This window comes from Shimia thalassica (assembly GCF_001458215.1).
Lineage (GTDB): Bacteria > Pseudomonadota > Alphaproteobacteria > Rhodobacterales > Rhodobacteraceae > Shimia > Shimia thalassica.
In genome coordinates this window covers 143,477-165,072 of record NZ_CYTW01000006.1, presented here as the reverse complement: position 1 = coordinate 165,072, position 21,596 = coordinate 143,477, and the positions used below count along the sequence as shown (strand labels likewise).

Sequence of the window (21,596 nt, the reverse complement as noted above, 5' to 3'; positions counted from 1 at the left end):
CCGGAATTCACCACGAATTCCGGGCCGTCTCGTGTAACGAACGACTGCGGGGAACCTCATGACAACCCTCGCGTTGACCCGTTTGACCCTCTCCCACTTCAGGTCACACAAAAAGGGCGCCATCGAATGTGATGCGCGCCCTGTTGCCATTTTTGGCCCGAATGGTGCGGGCAAAACCAATATCCTAGAGGCGGTTTCGCTGTTTTCGCCGGGTCGTGGCCTACGCCGTTCGAGTGCAGAAGACATGACACGCCGCCCAGAAGCGCTTGGGTGGAAGCTGACGGGTCATCTTTCCGCTCAATCTAAGCTTCACGAAGTCGAAATTTGGTCCGAAGAGGGTGCCGCGCGGCAATTACGTCTGGATGGCAAGACCGCCCCCCAGACGTCACTGGCGCAAATCGCCCGTGTTCTGTGGCTTATTCCCGCGATGGACCGGCTTTGGATCGAGGGGGCCGAAGGGCGAAGGCGCTTTCTGGATCGTATGGCGCTGTCCTTCTTTCCCAACCATGCAGAAGCCTCTCTGGCCTATGAGAAGGTCATGAGACAGCGCAACAGGTTGCTCAAAGACCAAATTCGGGATGCCGCTTGGTATGATGCGCTTGAACGCCAAATGGCCGAAGCTGCCGAAGTTATACATCAAAACCGGTGCAGCACCCTCGGGCATCTGGAAGCCGCGCAGGCCGCAGCCGAAACGGCCTTTCCCACCGCCACTTTAAAGCTGACGCATGCCGAGCCCGAGTTTCCCGAAACCGTTGAGGATATGCGCACCGCTTTGCGAGACAGCCGGCAAAAGGACCTTGTGGTTGGTCGGACCCTCGTCGGACCTCATCGCAGTGATCTTGACGCGGTTTTCGCCGCCAAGGGCGTGCCTGCAAAGGATTGCTCGACGGGTGAACAGAAAGCGTTGCTTATTTCTTTGATCCTTGCAAACGGGCGCGCTCTGGCACAGCTGACAGGGGCGCCCCCTATCCTGTTGCTGGACGAAGTTGCGGCGCACCTTGATGCCACGCGACGTGCGGCCCTCTACAACGAGATTTGTGGCCTTGGTGCCCAAGCATGGATGACAGGGACCGGCCCCGAGTTGTTTACCGATCTGGAAGACCGCGCCCAGTATCTCGAAGTGACTGAGGAAAACGGGATCTCGCTCGTGGAAAGTGTGCGTTAGTCTGCCGTCAGATCGCGGCGTTTTCGCGCTGGAAACACTTGCCGAGAACACCTTTTAGACCCCAAAACCGAAAGACTGTGCAGGCAAAAGGCGCAGCACTGGGGCACCTGATCAACCCAGCCACAGTGTGGTTTGGGAATAGGCCGCAAGAACCTGTTTTTTCTTGCGTCATTTGCGTGACATTCCCGTTCAAAACCCATATTTTAGGCGGACTGAATAAGGGAAAAAACCACATGTCCGAAGAGACGCAGAGCACACCTGAATATGGCGCGGATTCCATTAAGGTTCTCAAAGGCTTGGAAGCTGTCCGCAAGCGCCCGGGGATGTACATCGGTGACACCGATGACGGTTCGGGCCTGCACCACATGGTCTATGAAGTCGTCGACAATGGAATTGACGAGGCACTTGCCGGTCATGCGGACTTTGTTCGCGTCAAAATCCATGCCGACAGCTCGATCTCAGTGCGTGACAATGGTCGTGGTATTCCCGTCGACATGCACGCCGAGGAAGGCGTGAGTGCGGCTGAAGTGATCATGACCCAGCTGCACGCTGGCGGTAAGTTCGACTCAAACTCCTACAAGGTTTCGGGCGGTCTGCACGGCGTTGGTGTTTCCGTTGTGAACGCCCTGTCTGATTGGCTGGAATTGCGCGTTTGGCGCAACGACAAAGAACACTTTGCCAAATTCGAGCATGGCGACACCGTTGAACATTTGCGCGTTGTCCAAGACACAGTAGGCGAGTCTGGAACCGAGGTCCGGTTTTTGGCCTCGACGAGCACGTTCTCCAACTTGGACTACGTTTTCGAAACGCTTGAAAAACGACTGCGCGAGCTGGCTTTTCTCAACTCCGGTGTCCGCATTATTCTGGAAGACGAACGCCCCGCAGAACCGCTGCGAAGCGAGCTCTTCTATGATGGCGGCGTCAAGGAATTCGTAAAGTACGTGGACCGCCACAAAACGCCCATGATGGAAGAACCCATTTATGTGAAAGGCGAAAAAGACGACATCGGCGTCGAAGTCGCCATGTGGTGGAACGACAGCTATCACGAAACTGTCCTGCCCTTTACCAACAACATTCCCCAGCGCGATGGCGGCACGCACATGGCCGGTTTCCGTGGCGCGCTGACACGCACAATTCAGAAATACGCCCAAGAAAGCGGAATCGCGAAAAAGGAAAAGGTGAGCTTTACCGGTGACGATGCCCGTGAAGGTTTGACCTGTGTCTTGTCGGTCAAAGTACCGGATCCCAAGTTTTCGTCACAGACCAAAGACAAGCTGGTCTCGTCAGAAGTGCGCCCCGCCGTAGAGGGCCTGATGAACGAAAAACTGACCGAGTGGTTTGAAGAGAACCCCAACGTTGCAAAGATCATTGTCACCAAAATCGTCGAAGCCGCCCACGCCAGGGAAGCCGCACGCAAAGCACGCGAATTGACCCGTCGCAAATCAGCGATGGACGTCAATTTCCTTGCAGGGAAGCTGAAAGACTGTTCCGAGAAAGACCCGTCTAAAACCGAAGTCTTCCTCGTGGAGGGTGACTCGGCTGGTGGTTCTGCCCAGACGGGGCGGGATCGAATGACCCAAGCGATTTTGCCTTTGAAAGGTAAAATCCTTAACGTCGAGCGTGCACGTTTTGACCGCATGCTGTCTTCTCAGGAAATCGGCAATCTGGTGATGGCGCTTGGCACCGGCATCGGTCGCGACGAGTTCAACTTGGAAAAGCTGCGCTATCATAAGATCGTCATCATGACCGATGCTGACGTCGATGGCGCCCACATCCGTACCCTTTTGTTGACCTTCTTCTATCGCCAGATGCCTGAATTGATTGAAAAAGGTCACCTGTTCATCGCACAGCCGCCACTTTACAAAGTGGCGCGCGGCAAGTCAGAGGTATACCTCAAAGACCAGGCCGCGATGGATGAATACCTTGTGAACCAAGGGATCGACGGGGCCATTTTGCGGCTTGGCGGTGGCGAAGAGCTGAGCGGCCAGGATTTGCTGCGCGTAGTTACAGAAGCCCGACAGATGAAACGCGTTCTGGAAGCGTTCCCAACGCACTATCCGCGCCATATCCTCGAGCAAGCCGCGATTGCTGGTGGATTTGTTCCGGGCGCGGTGGATGCGGACCTGCAAGGCGTCGCAGACAAGGTCGCAGCGCGTCTGAACCTCATTGCCCTTGAATACGAGCGTGGCTGGGCCGGCCGGATCACCCAAGACCACGGCATCCGTCTTGCCCGTATCCTGCGGGGTGTCGAAGAGGCACGCACTCTGGACGGGCCAATGCTGCGTTCGGGTGAAGCACGTAAAACAGGAAGCTTCACCGAGAGCCTGCAAGAGATCTATAGCACGCCTGCCACTTTGGTCCGCAAGGACCGCAGCCAGGTGATTTACGGACCTCTGGACCTGCTCAAAGCAGTTCTGGCCGAGGGCGAAAAAGGACTGTCCCTCCAACGCTACAAAGGTCTGGGTGAAATGAACCCCGATCAGCTCTGGGAAACCACGCTTGATCCCGACGCGCGCACGCTTTTGCAGGTGAAAATCGAGGATATGGTCGAAGCCGATGACCTGTTCACGAAACTGATGGGCGACGTCGTCGAACCACGCCGCGAGTTCATTCAGAAAAACGCATTGAGCGTGGAAAACCTCGACTTCTAAATATGTCGTTACAAACCACTCAAGCGGCAAAGGCCGCTTGAGTATCTCTCTAGATAAATATCAGATTGGTAACCTGCGCTGCTCTGGCATCGCCGTTTTGCGCAACACACACGGAACAGGTTTTTCCGCTTTGACTGTTCATGAACAGATAGATGCGTGCCCGCCCGTTACTTTGTTTGGGCCATCTTGAAGAACGCTGATTCCGCAATGTGCTGAAACGAGTGGCTGTTCACTGGCGTGCCCCCTGACGCAAACCCCACCTGTCGGTTCTGGTTCTTGAGCGAACTCTCGGACAGGCTGTTGTCAGCTTCGAACACGACGATGTCTTCTTTGATCGTGACCAAAATCTGAATTGCATCCAGTGTTTCGGGATCAATCGCGGTTGGGTCATCTGACAAAATCACGAAATCAGCCAGCTTGCCCACTTCGATCGTTCCCTTCATATCTTCCTCGAAATGCTGCATCGCGGGCCAGATCGTCATCGCCTTGAGCGCTGTGAGCACGTCCACGCGCTGAGATGGGCCAAGGATGTCGCCTGACCTTGTTCGGCGCGTCACGGTCGCATCCAGCACGCGCATGCTGTCCGGGAAGGCGACAGGCGCATCGTGGTGCGTGCCAAAGGCCATGCCCCGCTGCCTCAACCACCCTGTGGGAGATATATTGTCCGCAAGGACAGGGCCGACGGTGTGGTCTCTGTGCCAATCCCCCCAGTAGAATGTATGCATTGGGAACAGCGAAGGGAAAATTTCGAGCCGCTGCAATGAATCCACCTGATCTTCGCGCAAAAACTGACCGTGGATCAGGACGGGACGGCGGTCTTTCTCGCCGTGATTTTCCTGCGCAGATTCTATGGAAGCGATCAAAAGGTCAGATGCTGCCTCGCCATTCGAATGCGTTAGAATCTGAACGTCGTTTTCAAAGGCCCAGTCGATCGATTCAATGACCTGTTGGCGCGTCGCAGACGCATAGCCCGAATAACCCGGCGCGTATTCCCCGATGGGGTCGTAATAGGGGCGGTCGCGCCATGCCGTGAACCCTTGTGGAGAGCCATCAATCGTCAACTTTGCGCCCGCCACCCGCATCCGATTGTGATATTCGTCGGATACATTTTCCGCGATATAATTGCGATCGACCAGAATATCCGGGTAGACGGAAATATCGATCTTGAAACCGCCTTCTGCTGCAACGCTTTTCATAACTTCCACGATTGGCGGCGCGGTACGGCCTTCCTGCGCTGTGGTGTATCCAAAGCGCGCCCAGAGTTCAGGACCAGCAAGAGCAAAGGCGCGTAGCCCCTCTTCGCCAAGCCCGCCCAACAATGGCGTCAACACCGCGAAAAATGCGTTCTCTTCCAGAACTCCGTTAGGCGTGCCATCGGATTGCCTGCGAATGATTCCACCCGCCGGATCAGGCGTGTCCGGCCCAACGTTCGTCACTTCCAGAGCTTTTGAATTGGCAACACCAAAATGCCCGGACTGGTGCACGATGATAATCGGGATAGACGTCGAAACTTCGTCCAGTTCATCGCGGGTGGGGTGGCGCAGCTCGGCAAGTTGCGATTGGTCATACCCGAAACCAACGATCAGCTGCACTGTCTTCACTGTTTCTTCATTGTCGGCCATCCACGTGCGAAGCGTGTCCTGCAAGCTGGCGATATCCGAGACGTCTCCGTCCGGCGCCGACAAAAGATTCGCAGAGAGCGCCTGCAAACCGCCCATAATGGCATGCCCATGGCTGTCTACGAACCCTGGCAACATGGCACGACCTTCAAGATCAAAGATCTGGGTGCCGTCTTTCTGAAGAGCCATCACATCAACAAGCGATCCTGCCGCAACGATAAGACCATCTTTCACCGCAACGGCTTCTGCGCGTGGCGCCGCATCGTTGATGGTGAGTATCGGACCGCCAAGATAGATTGTGTCAGCCATCTCTTGAGCGACCGCATTATGGCTTGCCATCAATCCCCATACGGCGACAGAAGCTGCAAGGAAACCGGACGTTCGTTTCATGATCTGTCTCCAGAAACGTTTTTACACATGCCTGAGCTTAGTGCTCAAGGCGGGTGAAGCAAACGTTTCTTTCAGGGGCAATCTTTCAAAACATTGATTTCAATATGTTTTAAAGAATCGTCGTTTCGAATCTGTCTCCGCTCTTTCTTGCTGTCAGATCAGGCGAGGAAAGTGGACTCAACACTCGGAAATCTAGCATCGGAAATCATGCAGAACGATCCTGTCCCTGTTTTCACAACGCCATATTTGCAGAGGTTCTTTCGCTCTTCAGGAGTGAAAAACCACGAGGCAGACTTGGAGCAGCAAGAATCTAGGCACCCCTGAAAATGTTGATGCCGAGAAAACGGATCAAAGATAGGCTGCTTATTTTTCCAGCTATGACGGGTGGGGCAGACACCACCACTCTCTTCGCCTAACATCTTGATTTGTAAGGAGAGAAAGTGGTGAGCCGTGATGGGTTCGAACCATCGACCTACTGATTAAAAGTCAGTTGCTCTACCAACTGAGCTAACGGCCCACTCTGTCTGTGGAGGCGCTTCTAGAAACTGCGGGGGTCAGGGTCAACCCCGAAAAGTCAAATTATCAAACTTTCTCGAACGGGCTTCGAGAAAGTTTCAGTTGCGAGTTTTACCACAAAGGCGACGATACCCCGAATTTCATAATGAAACGGGTGAAATTCCCCGGAATGTGAGGACACCCCCCTTTGAGAAATGGTTTGCTCTTATAAGATCGGCTTTCCGCAACCGCAGCCAGAGAATCTTCGCAAGCATCTCGCCTTCAAACGGATCACACAGCACCCACCTGATTTCAGGAGATGAAGCTATGTTAACGGATTCGCATGCCGGGTTTGTGCAAATGTGATTGGTGCCTTCTGGTATCCTCGAAACAACAGGCGTATATCCCCGACATGATCGCGCGCTCAAAATCCACTTTGCCCTTTGAAAAAATGCACGGGCTGGGGAACGACTTTGTCGTTCTCGATGCGCGTGCGCGCGATGTGGCGTTGCCCGCCGCACTGGTATCCGCGATCGCGGATCGTCATCGGGGCGTGGGTTTTGATCAGTTGGCCGTTATTTCCAAGGGCGAACATGACGCGCATTTGACATTCTACAACAGCGATGGCTCGCTTTCTGCGGCATGCGGAAACGCAACCCGTTGTATCGCAAGAAAAATCATGTCCGAAACGGGCCTCACGACTTTGCGTCTCACGACGGATCGTGGCCTGCTTCTGGCGCGGGATGCCGGCAATGGACTCACGTCTGTGAATATGGGCCATCCGCAGCTTTTGTGGAACGAAATTCCACTCGCAGAAGAGATGGATACCCTGTCGCTGCCGATCGAAGGCGCCCCCACCGCCACAGGAATGGGCAATCCACACTGTACCTTTTTTGTGGACGACGCTGATTCGATAGATCTTGCTGCCTTTGGCGCGGCTCACGAACACCATCCGCTGTATCCCGAGCGCACCAATGTTCAGGTTGCCCAGATCGTAGCACCTAACCACATTCGTATGCGTGTCTGGGAACGCGGCGTCGGAATCACGCTTGCTTCTGGATCGTCCTCTTGTGCAACGGCTGTTGCTGCGCACCGCCGTGGCTTGACCGGACGCTCTGTGCAGATTGATCTGGACGGCGGTACCTTGCGCATCAACTGGGCCGAGGACGGCGTCTGGATGACAGGTGGCACAAGCCATGTGTTTTCGGGCACGTTCACTCATGACTTCCTCGAGGAAGCGACATGTCAGAGTCGCTAAAAAAGCCGCCCCAATTCACGACTCTTGGATGCCGCCTGAACGCTTATGAAACCGAAGCGATGAAGGAGCTGTCCAAAGACGCAGGGCTTGAAAATGCCGTCATCGTAAACACCTGCGCGGTTACAGCCGAGGCCGTTCGCAAAGCGCGCCAGGAGATACGCAAACTTCGCCGTGAAAACCCCGAGGCGCATATCATCGTGACCGGGTGCGCCGCCCAGACCGAACCCGAGACCTTTGCCAAAATGGATGAAGTCGACAGGGTTATTGGCAACACAGAGAAAATGCAGGCCGCGACGTGGGCAGATATGGCCCAGCAACAAGGCCCTGACTTTATTGGTCAAACTGAAAAAGTGCAGGTCGACGACATTATGTCCGTGACCGAGACCGCTGGCCATCTGATCGACGGTTTTGGCACACGCAGCCGCGCCTATGTTCAGGTGCAGAACGGGTGCGACCACAGATGCACGTTCTGCATTATTCCTTATGGCCGTGGAAATTCGCGGTCAGTTCCCGCTGGTGTCGTTGTGGATCAGATCAAGCGTCTGGTGGACAAAGGCTATAACGAAGTAGTGCTCACCGGCGTCGACCTTACCTCGTGGGGGGCGGACCTGCCTGCGGAACCCAAGCTTGGCGATCTGGTCATGCGGATCCTGCGTTTGGTCCCCGATCTGCCGCGTTTGCGAATCTCTTCCATCGATTCCATCGAGGTCGATGAAAACCTGATGATGGCGATCGCCACCGAGCCGCGTTTGATGCCGCACCTGCATCTGTCTTTGCAGCATGGCGATAATATGATTCTCAAGCGCATGGCCCGGCGCCACCTGCGGGAAGATGCCATTCAGTTCGCAACAGAGGCCCGCAAACTGCGCCCTGACATGACCTTTGGTGCCGACATTATTGCTGGCTTCCCGACCGAGACCGCGGACCAGTTCGAGAACTCGCTCAAGTTGGTGGAAGACTGCAACCTGACGTGGCTTCACGTGTTCCCCTATTCCAAACGCGAAGGGACACCAGCGGCGCGCATACCAAATCAGGTCAACGGCACGGTGATCAAAGAGCGTGCGGCACGTTTGCGGGCAGTTGGCGAAAAACAGGTCGCACAACACCTTGCCGAACAGGTTGGAACACCGCACCGTATCCTGATGGAAAACGCACATATGGGGCGCACCGAACAATTCACGGAAGTCCACTTCGAGGCCGCACAGCCCGAAGGCCAGATCGTTTCTGCCACGATTTCCGGTGTACGGGGTACACAGCTTTTGGTGAAATCGTAACAACGCAAAGAACCACAGGGCCAAGCAATGACCCCAATCCTCTACAGCTTTCGGCGATGCCCCTACGCCATGCGTGCCCGCCTTGGTTTGGCCAGCGCCGGGATCGAGGTCGAGCTGCGCGAAATTCTGCTACGGGACAAAGCGCCCGAGTTCCTGCAAACGTCTCCAAGCGGCACCGTTCCCTGCCTTGAAGTGCATGATCAGGTCATTGACGAGAGTCTCGACGTTATGATCTGGGCCCTTGGTCAAAACGATCCTGAATGTCTTCTAGATATGCCGGATGCAGGGCACGACCTTATCGCTGCCACAGACGGGCCGTTCAAAACGGCTCTGGATCGCTACAAATACCACACGCGCTATGAAAACTGTGATCGTGAAACCGAGCGCGCCAAAGCGGTAGAACACCTTGATTTGCTGAACCGGCAACTTGCGCATGATGCGTGGCTGTTTGGCCCAGACCCAAAATTGGCGGATCTCGCCATATTGCCGTTTGTCCGCCAGTTCGCGTTTACGGACAAAAAATGGTTTGATGAGCAGGATTGGCCACATCTCCAGCGCTGGTTGACCTTTTTCATCACCTCTGATCGGTTTTTGTCGATCATGGAGAAATACCCAAAATGGCAATCGGGTGATCCGGTCACGACTTTCCCCTGATAGCGGGGTCGCCCCCATCCTTGAGGCACTGCGCGCCCGAACCCCACCCCGACAGGGATGGGGTGAGATATCCAGCGCGCCGCAAGGCGCACAATCAGATCACGCTGCTTTGGCGACCTTTGCGCGCGCCGCTATAATGCCCAGAGCGGCATTCGCAGCCTCCTTGCCCTTTTCGACAAAGTGCGTGCGGTAGATTTCGTTGTGGTGATCGGTTTCCTGATACTGATGCGGTGTTAGTGAGACCGATAGCACTGGCACACCTGTATCAAGCCCCGCGCGCATCAGCCCATCAACCACGGCCTGCGCAACAAAGTCATGCCGGTATATCCCGCCATCGACCACAAAGGCGGCGCAAACAACGGCGTCGTATTTTCCGGTCGCCGCCAGATCCCGCGCCAGCAGCGGTATTTCAAAGGCGCCCGGAACATCGAAAACATCAACTTGGTTTGCAGGAATGGTGTCGCAAAATCCATCCAGCGCGCGATCTACGATATCGGCATGCCATTGCGCCTTGATGAATGCAAAACGGGTGTGTGTCATAGTGATCTCCTTTCGTAACAGACACGTCACCCAAGGCGATCACGAACAACAGTCCGCCCCCAACAAAGAAGCGCCCCGTCGCACGTTCTCTTTCATCCGGACTATGACCGTCGGCTCCGGAGTTTCACCGGATCTGCTGACACTTTGGACCGAACCAAAGCCGCTCGCGGGCTCATGGGGGTTTCCCATTTACCGCCGGTGGGGAATTTCACCCCGCCCTGAGAACAGCGCGACCTTGCCAAGACATCAATTCACTTGCAACATCCAACTTCGGATTTCCCGTATCCCGAGGCCAGACATGCATCCAAATCCAGCGTTTCGTCAGGAAACCCAAGCAAAGAACCTTGCCTTTGTACGCGATCGAGGGTTTGGCATATTGTCTGTTTCCACGTCACAGGCCCCACTGTGCTCTCACATCCCGTTTCTGCTTTCAGAGACAGGGGATCAAGCCGAGCTGCATCTCGTGCGCTCGAATCCGATTTGCCGAATCAAACAGGATGAAATTCCTGCAACTCTCGTCGTGAGTGGTCCGCACAGCTACATTTCGCCCGACTGGTACAACATCACGGATCAGGTCCCCACGTGGAACTATGTTGCGGTTCATCTGACGGGCACGCTCAGCCCATTGCCCGAGACGTCCCTGCCGGACGTGTTGGAACGCTTGTCCGATAATTTTGAAGAGCAGCTTTTGCCAAAACCTGTCTGGAAGCAAAGCAAGTTGGACCCGGATGCCCTTGAACGGATGATGAGAATGATCCGGCCTTACCGGTTTACCGTCCAGGATGTTCAGGGCACATGGAAGTTGGCCCAAAACAAATCGGACGAGGCACGCCTTGCCGCGGCCGATCAGGTGGCGCAACATGACATCGGGGTCGAAACAGAAGCCCTTGCTGCTTTGATGCAGTCCATTCAACGAAAGGTAACACCATGAAATTGATCTCTGCCAGCGCCTCTCCTTTTGTGCGCAAAGTGCGCGTGTTGCTGCATGAAACAAACCAGATCGACGATGTTGAACTTCTGGACGTGAAAACCTCTCCTCTCGCCACCAGCGATGAGGTTAAGGCCGCAAACCCGGTTGGAAAAATTCCGGCATTGATTCGCGCAGACGCACCGGCGCTTTATGACTCGCGCGTGATCTGTCGATATCTCGATGCCCGTGCCCAAGGTGCGATGTACCCGGAGTCCATGCTTTGGGATGTGCTCACAATCGAAGCCACCGCAGATGGCATTATGGATGCGGCTGTTCTTGTCACATATGAAGGACGCCTTCGGGCACAGGAGATGCAGGACGAAGCATGGCGCGAAGCACAATGGGATAAAGTTGCCCGTTCTGTCGCAGCCCTAAATACGCGCTGGATGAGCCACCTTGCAGGCCCCTTGAACATTGGCCAAATCGCCGTTGGATGTGCCTTGGCCTATCTCGACTTTCGTCATGATGCTCGCAAATGGCGCCGTGGCAACGAGGCTCTTGCCGATTGGTACGATACGTTTTCACAACGCGACAGCATGATGGCCACCGCTCCGCATGACTAATCGCCGCCCCGTGTTTGTTTAGAAAAATATGCGGAACGCCAATCCTGCTATGGGCGCTGTGTCGTAGGATTGGCGGCTGACGCTTGTTCCTGCGGCATTTGTCAATTCAAGCTCACCATCAAACTCTGCGCCGACAAAGGCCGTGAATGACATCGCCGGGTTGGGTTTATATTGAACCGACGCCACAACGGGAAAACTGCTGTCTTCCCCAACGCCACCCGGGGCCAGACCCGCGTTGTCCAGCCGGAACCGGACACTCTCGTATCGTGCGCCCAACGAAAAGCTCAGGGTCTTCGACTGATTAAACGTCAAGGAAAGACCCGGCCCCTGGGTCGCGCCCAGTCCGGTGCCCGTGGACAGGTTCCAGCGATCCGCGAAGTTCCAGTCAACCAGCAGCGCAGGAAACACATCAAGACCGTCTTCATCCAGCTGGGAATATGCACCGATGGCCGGTCCAATCGTCAGCCGTTCGTTTATCCTCCACGTGATCCCGGCAAAGGCACCATAGGTCGCGCCGTCTGACATGCTGACACCGCGTTGATAGTCGTAACGCACAGACGGGATAAAAAAGACATTGGCCGACTCACCCACCGAGAAACGGATCGGCGCAGACACGCGAAAGTCGTTAATATCGTCCCACGGCTGGTTCAGGGGATTGTCAAAGTCATAAGAGAATCGACCCGAACTGACCAAAATCCCTGCGGAAGCCTCGTTATCGAAACGGTAAATCGCACCAGCGCGCACAAAAGCGCGACTTGCGGAAAACGCGCCACGGCCGCTTAAGTCCGCGTCCCCCTGATAGATCGCCAAACCGTCAACCAAACCACGCCAGCCATCCGGCAAAGGCCCGCTTTGCGCGAAACTCTGGTTTGCACCTGAAGAGAAAATTGCCGCGCCAGACAGCAGGAATACGATGTTTTTCAAGATTTCACTCCAAACGAGCTTGTTTCAAAGGATATTGATCCAGATTCGTCCATCCAGAGTTAGCTTTCGAAAGGAATGCGTCAAACGCAAACCCGACCTGTGTGCAGGCCCGGAGAAGCGACCAAAAATTAATCAGAAACCAAACATGCCTTCCAGAATCATGATGAACACCGTCTGTCATGAAAGCAAATGTATTAAATGGGCTGTGGCACATGCGGCACAAGCGCGACAGAGGGACGCGAGACCTCAAGTCAGGCGAAAGTTCGCTGGACGGGTTGCAATGCCTCCGCTAAATAGCGGCGTGGAGAGGCTGGGCTAACGCGCGGCCCCACTGTTATTAGCCGGTTTATCGGCTGAAGAATGGAGATAACCTCGTGTCCCACGCAGAAGATCACGAAGGCACCCGGAGAGACTTCCTCTACTACGCCACCGCAGGCGCAGGTGCCGTGACCGCTGGTGCAGCCGTTTGGCCACTGGTCGATCAAATGAACCCCTCGGCAGACGTTAAAGCCCTGTCGTCGATCCGCGTAGACGTTTCGGGCGTAGAGCCCGGTACTCAGCTCACTGTAAAATGGCTCGGCAAACCGGTCTTTATCCGCCGCCGTACCCAAGCAGAGATCGACGATGCGCGTGCCGTTGATCTGGGCGACTTGATCGATGACAACGCTCAGAACCGTAACGACATGGCGCTTGATGCGTCTGACCAAAACCGCTCGCTCGACGAAGCTGGCGAATGGCTGGTCATGATCGGCGTATGTACGCACCTTGGTTGTGTTCCAATCGGTGACGGCGCTGGCGACTTTGGCGGCTGGTTCTGCCCATGTCACGGTTCGCACTACGACACCTCAGGTCGTATCCGCAAAGGCCCGGCACCAGAGAACCTCTGGGTTCCGGTTGCCGCATTCGTCGATGATTCGACGATCAAACTGGGATAAGGAGCACAAATATGTCCGGAATTCCCCACGATCACTACGAGCCAAAGACTGGTGCGGAAAAATGGCTGGATAGCCGTTTGCCCATCGTCGGCCTGATCTACAACACAATCATGATCCCCACCCCGAAGAACCTGAACTGGTGGTGGATCTGGGGCATCGTACTGGCGTTCTGCCTGGTGCTGCAAATCGCAACCGGCATCGTTCTGGTGATGCACTATACACCTCACGTCGACTATGCGTTCGCTTCGATTGAACACATCATGCGCGACGTGAACGGCGGTCATATGATCCGCTATATCCACATGAACGGCGCTTCGTTGTTCTTCTTCGCAGTTTACATCCACATTTTCCGTGGTCTTTTCTATGGTTCCTACAAGGCGCCACGTGAAATCACATGGATCATCGGCATGCTTATCTTCCTGATGATGATGGGCGCAGGCTTTATGGGCTACGTTCTGCCTTGGGGCCAAATGTCTTTCTGGGGTGCGACTGTAATTACCGGCCTGTTTGGTGCGATCCCGTTCATCGGTGAATCGATCCAGACATGGTTGCTGGGCGGACCTGCTGTGGACAACGCCACGCTGAACCGCTTCTTCTCGCTGCACTATCTTCTGCCCTTCGTTATTGCCGCTTTGGTTGTCGTCCACATCTGGGCCTTCCACACAACAGGCAACAACAACCCAACCGGTGTTGAAGTACGTCGCGGGTCGAAAGAAGAAGTCAAAAAAGACACCCTGCCGTTCTGGCCTTACTTCGTGATCAAAGACCTTGTTGGTCTGGCGATTGTTCTGGTTCTCTTCTTTGCGGTTGTCGGCTTTATGCCCAACTACTTTGGTCACCCGGACAACTATATCGAAGCGAACGCTCTGGCGACGCCTGCACACATCGTTCCAGAATGGTACTTCCTGCCCTTCTACGCGATCCTGCGTGCCTTCACCGCTGACGTTTGGGTTGTGATGTTCGCAAGCTGGATCACCGGTGGCATCATCGACGCCAAGTTCTTTGGTGTTCTGGCGATGTTCGGCGCGATCGCTGTTATGGCTATCGTTCCATGGCTGGATACTTCGCGTGTTCGTTCGGGTCGTTACCGTCCGATGTTCAAATGGTGGTTCCGCCTACTGATCCTCGACTTCGTCGTCCTGATGTGGTGTGGTGCTATGCCTGCCGAGCCTCCCTACTCGACCATCTCGTTGATCGCTTCTGCGTACTGGTTTGCCTACTTCCTCGTGATCCTGCCTATTCTGGGTGTGATCGAAAAGCCGACAACTCCGCCGGCCACGATCGAGGAAGATTTCGAAGCCCACTACGGCAAACCTGCTGAATAAGAAGGAAACAGGATAATGCTTAAGAAACTTAGCATCGCTGCAATCGCCGCCCTGTCCTTGTCGGCAGGTGGCGCTATCGCAGCCGGCGGCGAGAGCCACATCCATGATGTGGACTTCTCGTTCGAAGGTCCGTTTGGCAAATTTGACCAGATGCAGCTTCAACGCGGCCTTCAGGTCTATACCGAAGTCTGTTCTGCCTGCCACGGTATGCGTTATGTACCGCTGCGGACACTGGCGGATGACGGCGGCCCGGCTCTGCCAGAAGATCAAGTTCGTGCCTATGCAGCACAGTTTGACATCTATGATGTCGAAAAGGACGAAGATCGCCCACGGACCCCAGCGGATTTCTTCCCAGAAGGTGGAGATCCCAACGCACCTGACCTGTCTCTCATGGCAAAGGCACGTGCAGGCTTTCACGGTCCCGAAGGCACTGGTCTGAACCAGCTGTTCAAAGGCATGGGTGGTCCAGAGTATATCGTCTCGATCCTGACCGGTTACACCGGTGAGGAAAAAGAAGAAGCTGGCACGACATTCTATGCAAACACCGCCTTCCCGGGTGGCTGGATTGCAATGGCTCCACCGCTCTATGGTGAAGACGTAGAATTCGCTGACGGTCACTCGAACGACTTGCACCACGAAGCAGAAGACACAGCGGCCTTCCTGATGTGGGCAGCTGAGCCAAAGATGATGGCACGTCAAAAAGCCGGTTTTGTCAGTGTTCTGATGCTGACCCTGTTGGCTTCGCTTCTGTATCTGACCAACAAAAAGCTTTGGGCGCCGATCAAGGGCAAAAAGTTCGACGGCTAACCCGATAAGATATCATTATGAAAGCCCGCCAGATCGCTTCTGGCGGGCTTTTTCTTTTGGGCCGCCCCTTTTTCTTTGGCAGGCTCAGTTTCCCCGTTTCCACCCGCAATACAGAAAACGAACTTGGCACGCCCGTTCGGGCACATTTACAGCGATGCCACGCAACTTGAGGCGCGCCACGGTCAAAAACCCCTGTTTCTCATGACCAAGCCTGTTATTCAGAAACAAGGCTACAGGAGACCGGCATGACAAACGCTCTTATCGTTATCGACGTTCAAAATGACTTTTGTCCCGGCGGTGCGCTGGCCGTTCCGCAGGGCGATGCAATCGTATCCGGAATCAATGAACGTATGGCTGACTTTGATACCGTCATCCTGACCCAGGATTGGCATCCTTCCGGCCACAGCTCTTTTGCGACATCCCACAAGGACAAGGCCCCTTATGAGCTCGTGACCATGCCTTATGGACCTCAAGTTCTATGGCCAGACCATTGTGTGCAAGGCGGCACTGGTGCCGAATTCCACGAGGTTCTGGACACCGCACGCGCAGACATGATCATCCGCAAAGGATTTAACCCTGCCATCGACAGCTATTCCGCTTTCTTCGAGAACGACCAGACCACGCCAACAGGTCTGGAAGGGTATCTCAGAACGCGTGGCATCACCGATCTGACTTTGGTTGGGCTGGCCACGGATTTCTGTGTCAACTTCTCTGCACAGGATGCCGCGAAACTCGGGTTTCCTATTACGGTTGACCTTGGTCTTTGCCGGGCGATTGATCTGGATGGCTCGCTCGAAGCCGCGCTTGACGGCATGAAAAACGCTGGTGTTGTCCTTAAAGGTTAGGGGCGAACTAAAGATATCGACTAGACCCAATAGCGATATACCGGCTATCAACTCAAAAACCGCGTTATGAGGCCCATTATATGGTCGATATTGCCAACCGCGTCTGGAATCATAAGTGGAAGATCGACCCGATCGTCCGCTCTTTGATCGACAACGACTTTTATAAACTGCTGATGTGTCAGTCGGTCTTTCGCAACAAGCCCGACGCGACGGTTACTTTCAGTCTGATCAACCGCTCAAAAGACATTCGGCTTGCGGACCTGATCGACGAAGGCGAACTGCGCGAACAGCTGGATCATATCCGGTCGTTGTCGTTGACCCGTGGCGAGAGCACATTTCTGCGCGGGAACACCTTTTATGGCAAACGCCAGATGTTCCGCCCCGACTTTATGGAATGGTTCGAGAATCTGCGCCTGCCCGACTATCACCTTGAAAAGCGAGACGGTCAGTATGAACTGACTTTCGAGGGGAAATGGCACGAGGTCATGCTGTGGGAAATCCCCGCGCTTGCCGTGTTGATGGAATTACGTGGTCGGGCTGTCCTGCACGACATGCGCAAATTCGAGCTTCAGGTGCTTTATGCTCGCGCCATGACCAAGCTTTGGGAAAAGATCGAACGCCTGCGTGACGTGCCCGATTTGCGGATTGCAGATTTTGGCACGCGTCGTCGCCATTCCTATCTTTGGCAGGATCGCTGTGTCCAAGCTATGATCGAAGGCCTTGGGGACAAGTTCATTGGGACATCAAATTGTCTGATCGCGATGAAACGCGATATCGAGGCGATCGGCACCAATGCCCATGAACTTCCCATGGTCTATTCTGCGCTGGCAAAAACCGACGAAGAACTGGCGCAAGCGCCTTATCAGGTTTTGGCGGACTGGCATGAAGAACACGACGGCAATCTTCGTATCCTGTTGCCAGACACCTATGGCACAGAAGGGTTCCTCAAACGCGCACCTGACTGGTTGGCCGGCTGGACAGGTATCAGGATCGACTCGGGTGATCCCGCAACAGGTGCCGAAATCGCGATCAAGTGGTGGAAAGACCGCGGCGAAGACCCGCGCGAGAAGCTGATCATTTTCTCGGATGGTCTGGATGTGGAAAAAATTGTCGAACTGCGCACACAGTTTGCGGGGCGCGCCAAGGTGTCTTTTGGCTGGGGTACACTTTTGACCAACGATTTCCGCGGCCTCACGCCTGACGACGGTCTTCTTCCGTTTTCACTGGTTTGCAAAGCGATCAAGGCCGATGGGAACCCCACGGTGAAATTGTCAGACAATCCCAACAAGGCCATGGGTCCTGCGGACGAGATCGAGCGTTACAAACGTGTGTTCGGCGTCGGCGAACAAAGCAGGATGGATGTGATTGTCTAGGGCCTGTTGCCCAACCAGCCCCGGACCATTTCGACCGCACGCGCCGCATAAGCACGTGTTGCGGGGTGGTCATCATCATATCGCCCGATGACCCAGCCACAGCTGGCCAGCCCGCGTAAGACAGTGAAGGCTTCCAGCAAGGTGTCCGCCGCCTCTGGCAGGTCACGTACACTCGCATACCCTTCAAGCAGGGCCCTCCCTAGTTCCGCTTTGTTCGGCTGGTCCCAGTTTTGCGACATCGCCACGCCCAGTTCGTACATCCGGAACCCGAAGACACCGTCGTCAAAATCAATGAGTTTGACCCTGCTTTGGTCAACCATGACGTTTTCCCGCAATGCGTCTGCGTGGATCAGACCAAAGTCACCGTTATCGTCGGCATGTTTGGCGACCACGCCCTTCAAACACAGTCTGGCATCTTGCAGCAACGAAACCTCGGACGAAGACAGCGCCGGGTTTTCCCAGAACCGCCCCCAAGCCGGATCAGGACCCAAAAGTGCATCCAGATTCAAAGTGGGACGCGTAAAGTCATTGGGTAAATCTGCGGCATCGCTTGCTGTATGCAATCTGGCGAGCTCTTGCCCAAGAGCCTTGTGCAACGCCTGTTGCTCGGCACTTGTGCCCCGCAATGGCACATCACCGTCCCCCATCGGCTCTCCTTCGGACCAGCTCACCAGCGACGCCATGCGACCAGCTTTGGTAACCTGTGCCAAAACATCACCGTTCAGCGTGCGAAACGGGACAGGTACATCCATCCCTTCGCCGACAAGCGCTTCGGCCCACCACAGTTCAGAGCGGATAGAATCGTCACTCTGATATCCGGGCCGATGCAGCCGCAATGCTGCTTTTCCGCCATTCGGAGCGCGGGTTTCGAACACCGCGTTTTCACGATTCTTGATCAGGCGCGGGGTATCGGACACGCCCCAGTGCTGCATCGCTGCAACGGCAAATGCGCGGGCTTCGCTGTCGTTCATGTCACTGCCCCCAATGCCTCGTCCATCACTTCAGCAAGTTGATCTGCGTTTTCGCGATTGAACACACACGGGGGGCGCACCTTCAGGGTGTTCGAGTATCTGCCAACCGAATGCAGCAGAACACCACGGTCCCGCATTTCGTCGACCATAGCTGAACAAACATCTGTCGCAGGTTTTCCGTCGCGCCACAATTCGGCGCCAAAAAACAGACCAGACCCGCGCACGTCTGCAATCACGTCATGACGTTTCGCCAATTCCTCTAGAAGGCCAACAGCATAGGCGCCCGTGTCGCGCGCGTTTTCCACAAGGTTTTCGTCTTCTATCACGGACAACACGGCCATCGCAGCAGCGGCGCTGACCGGGTTGCCTCCGAAAGTGTTGAAATACTTAAAAGCGTCTTGGAAACAGGCCAGAACATCCTGCCTTGTGACAACGGCTGCGACGGGGTGGCCATTGCCCATCGGCTTGCCCAAAGTCACGATGTCAGGCGTAAAACCCAGTTTTTCGTGCCCCCACCAATGGGTGCCGATGCGCCCGAATCCCGGCTGGACCTCGTCGGCGATGATCAGACCACCTGCTTTGCGAACGACATCAATTGCGCGATGCAAAAAACCGGCCTCAAGCGTCGGGAAGCCTTCGTTTGCGAAATAGGGGCATACGATCAAGGCCGAAACACCGTGCCCGTTTGCTTCCAGTTCTGCAACGGCCTGTTCGACCCCTTTTGCAAACGCTTCGGCCTGCCCCTCACGCGTGCCGCCCACGGGTTCAAGGTTATCCGGTGCAGGCACTTGGCGAACGTGGTCCTGATACCCGCCCACAGGAACCTTGGACGAATTCAATTGCGAGACCGCCGTCGTGTTGCCGTGATAGGTATTGTCAGTTCCGATAATGCCGGTTTTTCCGGTCATCGCCTGTGCCATTCTGAGCGCCACATCATTCGCTTCTGAACCGGAACACACCATCACCATGCTTTCGAGGTCCGAACCAAACTTTGCCGTCAAAGCATCGCCGTAGTCCAGAATCATGTCGTGCACATATCTCGTGTGGGTGTTGAGTGTCGCAGCCTGCTGACAGATCGCGTCGACCACGCGTGGATGGCAGTGGCCCACATGGGGGACGTTATTGTAGCAATCCAGATATTTCCGGCCGTCAGTGTCCCACAAAAAGGCCCCTTCACCGCGGGCCACATGTACGGGCTCTCGGTAAAACGTGGTCATTTGCGGACCCAAAAGGCGCGCACGTCGGTCCAGCACGGTTGTCATCTCAAGCTCCCTCACAATCGCAGGCCTTTGATGCCACAGACGTCAGGGGAAACAACCCCCGATCAGTTGCTGCTGCCCTTCTCGCCACGCAAGCGATGGGGTGACATCCCGTATCGTTGCCGGAACAACCGCGAGAAATGAGATGAAGAGTTAAACCCGCAGGCGACAGAAACCTCCGTCACAGACATATTGGTTTGCAACAACAAGTGCTGGGCGCGCTGCAAACGCATGTCCATATAGTATTTCTTGGGCGTCGCGCTGAGATAGCGCCGGAACAAACGCTCAAGCTGGCGCGTGGAAATATTGACAGTTTTGGCAAGGTCACCTGGCCGCAACGGTTCTTCCAGATTGGTTTCCATCAAGGCCAAAATCTCGGACAACTTGGGGTGTCGCATACCGATACGTTCGGCCACCTGAACACGCGCGGAATGTTGCAGTACGCGGATGTTAGTATACATCAACTGATCAGCGACAAGGTTCGCCAATTCCTGCCCCTCAGCCTCTGCAACAAGATGCAAAGCCAGATCAATCGCCGAGGTCCCTCCAGCGGTCGAATATCGCTTGTCCCGCACGACATAGGTATAATCTGACAGATCTACATCGGGGAATTTTTCGGCAAAGCTCGATCTGTTTTCCCAGTGAATTGTCGCAGAGTATCCGTTTAACAATCCCGCCTCGGCCATCACCCATGCACCGGTATAAAGACCGGCAATTTCGCTGCCTTGGCGGGCACAACGGCGCAGCCATTGCAAAACACCTGGTGAACAATTTTCACGGACATCAGCGCCAGAACAAACAACGATTACATCGTCTCGCCCGAATTCATCCAATCCGTTGTCGATCGGGAATTCCGAGCCTAGGGAGTCCCGTACGGCGACTCCACCCTCGGCACAAACCAAGCAAGAAAAAGGTGTGCCATCACTCATGCGGTTCGCAAGTCGCAATGTTTCCATTGTCATAGAAAAAGCCATCGCCGAATAGTTCGGCAACAACAGGAACACAAAGCGTTTTGGCATAAGCTTCGCCGTCTCCCAGAAAGAGCTGTTATTGTTATAGTCGTTTACTCTGACCCGCTTTTTGCAAATAGAGCAAGGCTATAGGTCGTCCCCGCTTACTCTTCCGCGCATGGTTTTCACTTCGCCGCGTACTTTTTTTGCTTTCAAACGACGCTGTTTTGACCCGTATGTTGGCTTTGTCTTGATCCGGCGTTTCGGCGCAACAAGCGCTTTGCGGATCAGCTCGGCCAGACGTTCTTGGGCCAATTCGCGATTGCGGGCCTGACTGCGGGTTTCGTCACACTGGATCACGATGGCCCCGTCTTTTGTCCAGCGCCGGCCAGCCAACCGTTTCAGACGCGTTTTAACGGGGGCCGTGACCGAAGGTGACCGCTCGGCTTCGAAACGCAATTCCACGGCGGACGCCACCTTGTTGACGTTCTGCCCACCGGGACCCGACGCCCTTATGAACTGCTCTGTGAGTTCCCAGTCCTGAATCGTGATGTCTTCGTTGATAACGAGCACAGCCCCGCCTTTCGTTTTCCAATGTGCAGCATGTCGCCAAGAAAGACGCTTTTGT

19 protein-coding genes, 1 tRNA gene and 1 riboswitch are annotated in these 21,596 nt (G+C 55.1%); of the genes, 12 read left to right on the top strand and 8 right to left on the bottom strand.

What is annotated here, in order from left to right; translation table 11 throughout:
* The first annotated feature begins 58 nt into the window (after window positions 1-58).
* Together recF and gyrB are read left to right on the top strand one after the other, a co-directional pair.
* Entirely contained in the window at window positions 59-1,165 is a 1,107-nt protein-coding gene (gene recF, locus PH7735_RS18695) for a DNA replication/repair protein RecF (protein WP_058312948.1), read from the top strand.
* Window positions 1,166-1,398: 233 nt separating this feature from the next.
* Entirely contained in the window at window positions 1,399-3,816 is a 2,418-nt protein-coding gene (gyrB, locus tag PH7735_RS18690) for a DNA topoisomerase (ATP-hydrolyzing) subunit B (RefSeq protein WP_058312947.1), read from the top strand.
* A 167-nt stretch (window positions 3,817-3,983) separates the two neighbouring features.
* Here gyrB and PH7735_RS18685 read toward each other — a convergent pair whose 3' ends face one another.
* Together PH7735_RS18685 and PH7735_RS18680 are read right to left on the bottom strand one after the other, a co-directional pair.
* A complete protein-coding gene (locus tag PH7735_RS18685) occupies window positions 3,984-5,825 on the bottom strand; it encodes an amidohydrolase (RefSeq protein WP_082645321.1) in 1,842 nt (613 codons plus the stop codon).
* 441 nt (window positions 5,826-6,266) lie between these two features.
* Window positions 6,267-6,342 (bottom strand) — tRNA-Lys (locus PH7735_RS18680).
* A gap of 390 nt (window positions 6,343-6,732) precedes the next feature.
* Here PH7735_RS18680 and dapF point away from each other — a divergent pair.
* From dapF to PH7735_RS18665, 3 genes are read left to right on the top strand one after another with little or no spacing between them, the layout of a single operon-like run.
* Window positions 6,733-7,578, top strand: a complete 846-nt coding sequence (gene dapF, locus PH7735_RS18675; RefSeq protein ID WP_058313014.1) for a diaminopimelate epimerase — start codon at window positions 6,733-6,735, stop codon at window positions 7,576-7,578.
* Window positions 7,563-8,852 carry a tRNA (N(6)-L-threonylcarbamoyladenosine(37)-C(2))-methylthiotransferase MtaB gene (mtaB, locus tag PH7735_RS18670; RefSeq protein ID WP_058312946.1) on the top strand — a complete coding sequence of 430 codons (1,290 nt, stop codon included), beginning with the start codon at window positions 7,563-7,565 and terminating at the stop codon, window positions 8,850-8,852. The genes dapF and mtaB overlap by 16 nt, the downstream gene beginning before the upstream one ends.
* A gap of 27 nt (window positions 8,853-8,879) precedes the next feature.
* Window positions 8,880-9,506, top strand: coding sequence for a glutathione S-transferase (locus PH7735_RS18665; RefSeq protein WP_058312945.1), 627 nt, complete (start codon window positions 8,880-8,882; stop codon window positions 9,504-9,506).
* Window positions 9,507-9,605: 99 nt separating this feature from the next.
* Here the strand turns inward: PH7735_RS18665 and PH7735_RS18660 are convergent, their stop codons facing one another.
* Window positions 9,606-10,046 (bottom strand): 6,7-dimethyl-8-ribityllumazine synthase, encoded by a 441-nt coding sequence (locus PH7735_RS18660; protein WP_058312944.1) that lies wholly within the window; start codon window positions 10,044-10,046, stop codon window positions 9,606-9,608.
* A gap of 80 nt (window positions 10,047-10,126) precedes the next feature.
* Window positions 10,127-10,276, bottom strand: a riboswitch (FMN riboswitch).
* A gap of 68 nt (window positions 10,277-10,344) precedes the next feature.
* On the opposite strand from PH7735_RS18660, the gene PH7735_RS18655 reads away from it, so the two are divergent.
* Both PH7735_RS18655 and PH7735_RS18650 read left to right on the top strand, forming a co-directional pair.
* Window positions 10,345-10,977 (top strand): FMN-binding negative transcriptional regulator, encoded by a 633-nt coding sequence (locus PH7735_RS18655; protein ID WP_058312943.1) that lies wholly within the window; start codon window positions 10,345-10,347, stop codon window positions 10,975-10,977.
* A complete protein-coding gene (locus PH7735_RS18650) occupies window positions 10,974-11,579 on the top strand; it encodes a glutathione S-transferase (RefSeq protein ID WP_058312942.1) in 606 nt (201 codons plus the stop codon). Before PH7735_RS18655 ends, PH7735_RS18650 begins: the two co-directional genes overlap by 4 nt.
* Window positions 11,580-11,597: 18 nt before the next feature.
* Here the strand turns inward: PH7735_RS18650 and PH7735_RS18645 are convergent, their stop codons facing one another.
* Window positions 11,598-12,503 carry a hypothetical protein gene (locus PH7735_RS18645; RefSeq protein WP_233488355.1) on the bottom strand — a complete coding sequence of 302 codons (906 nt, stop codon included), beginning with the start codon at window positions 12,501-12,503 and terminating at the stop codon, window positions 11,598-11,600.
* A gap of 374 nt (window positions 12,504-12,877) precedes the next feature.
* Between PH7735_RS18645 and petA the strand changes: the two genes are divergently transcribed.
* The 5 genes from petA to pncB all read left to right on the top strand — a co-directional run bounded on the left by petA (window position 12,878) and on the right by pncB (window position 17,788).
* Window positions 12,878-13,438: a ubiquinol-cytochrome c reductase iron-sulfur subunit gene (petA, locus tag PH7735_RS18640; RefSeq protein ID WP_058312940.1), complete on the top strand. Its 561-nt coding sequence runs from the start codon at window positions 12,878-12,880 to the stop codon at window positions 13,436-13,438.
* Window positions 13,439-13,449: 11 nt separating this feature from the next.
* The gene (gene petB, locus PH7735_RS18635; protein WP_058312939.1) at window positions 13,450-14,763 is read left to right on the top strand and encodes a cytochrome b; all 1,314 of its coding nucleotides are present in this window, start codon (window positions 13,450-13,452) and stop codon (window positions 14,761-14,763) included.
* A gap of 15 nt (window positions 14,764-14,778) precedes the next feature.
* A complete protein-coding gene (locus tag PH7735_RS18630) occupies window positions 14,779-15,570 on the top strand; it encodes a cytochrome c1 (protein ID WP_058312938.1) in 792 nt (263 codons plus the stop codon).
* A 245-nt stretch (window positions 15,571-15,815) separates the two neighbouring features.
* The gene (pncA, locus tag PH7735_RS18625) at window positions 15,816-16,415 is read left to right on the top strand and encodes a bifunctional nicotinamidase/pyrazinamidase (RefSeq protein ID WP_058312937.1); all 600 of its coding nucleotides are present in this window, start codon (window positions 15,816-15,818) and stop codon (window positions 16,413-16,415) included.
* 80 nt (window positions 16,416-16,495) lie between these two features.
* Window positions 16,496-17,788 (top strand): nicotinate phosphoribosyltransferase, encoded by a 1,293-nt coding sequence (pncB, locus tag PH7735_RS18620; protein ID WP_058312936.1) that lies wholly within the window; start codon window positions 16,496-16,498, stop codon window positions 17,786-17,788.
* On the opposite strand, the gene PH7735_RS18615 is transcribed toward pncB, so the two are convergent.
* The 4 genes from PH7735_RS18615 to arfB form a co-directional block, all read right to left on the bottom strand.
* Window positions 17,785-18,759, bottom strand: coding sequence for a phosphotransferase enzyme family protein (locus PH7735_RS18615; protein ID WP_058312935.1), 975 nt, complete (start codon window positions 18,757-18,759; stop codon window positions 17,785-17,787). The genes pncB and PH7735_RS18615 overlap by 4 nt on opposite strands.
* Window positions 18,756-20,021: an aspartate aminotransferase family protein gene (locus PH7735_RS18610; protein ID WP_058312934.1), complete on the bottom strand. Its 1,266-nt coding sequence runs from the start codon at window positions 20,019-20,021 to the stop codon at window positions 18,756-18,758. The genes PH7735_RS18615 and PH7735_RS18610 overlap by 4 nt, the downstream gene beginning before the upstream one ends.
* A 62-nt stretch (window positions 20,022-20,083) precedes the next feature.
* Window positions 20,084-21,037 carry a GlxA family transcriptional regulator gene (locus PH7735_RS18605; protein ID WP_058312933.1) on the bottom strand — a complete coding sequence of 318 codons (954 nt, stop codon included), beginning with the start codon at window positions 21,035-21,037 and terminating at the stop codon, window positions 20,084-20,086.
* A 78-nt stretch (window positions 21,038-21,115) separates the two neighbouring features.
* Window positions 21,116-21,541 carry an alternative ribosome rescue aminoacyl-tRNA hydrolase ArfB gene (gene arfB / locus PH7735_RS18600; protein ID WP_058313013.1) on the bottom strand — a complete coding sequence of 142 codons (426 nt, stop codon included), beginning with the start codon at window positions 21,539-21,541 and terminating at the stop codon, window positions 21,116-21,118.
* Between the last annotated feature and the right edge of the window lie 55 nt (window positions 21,542-21,596).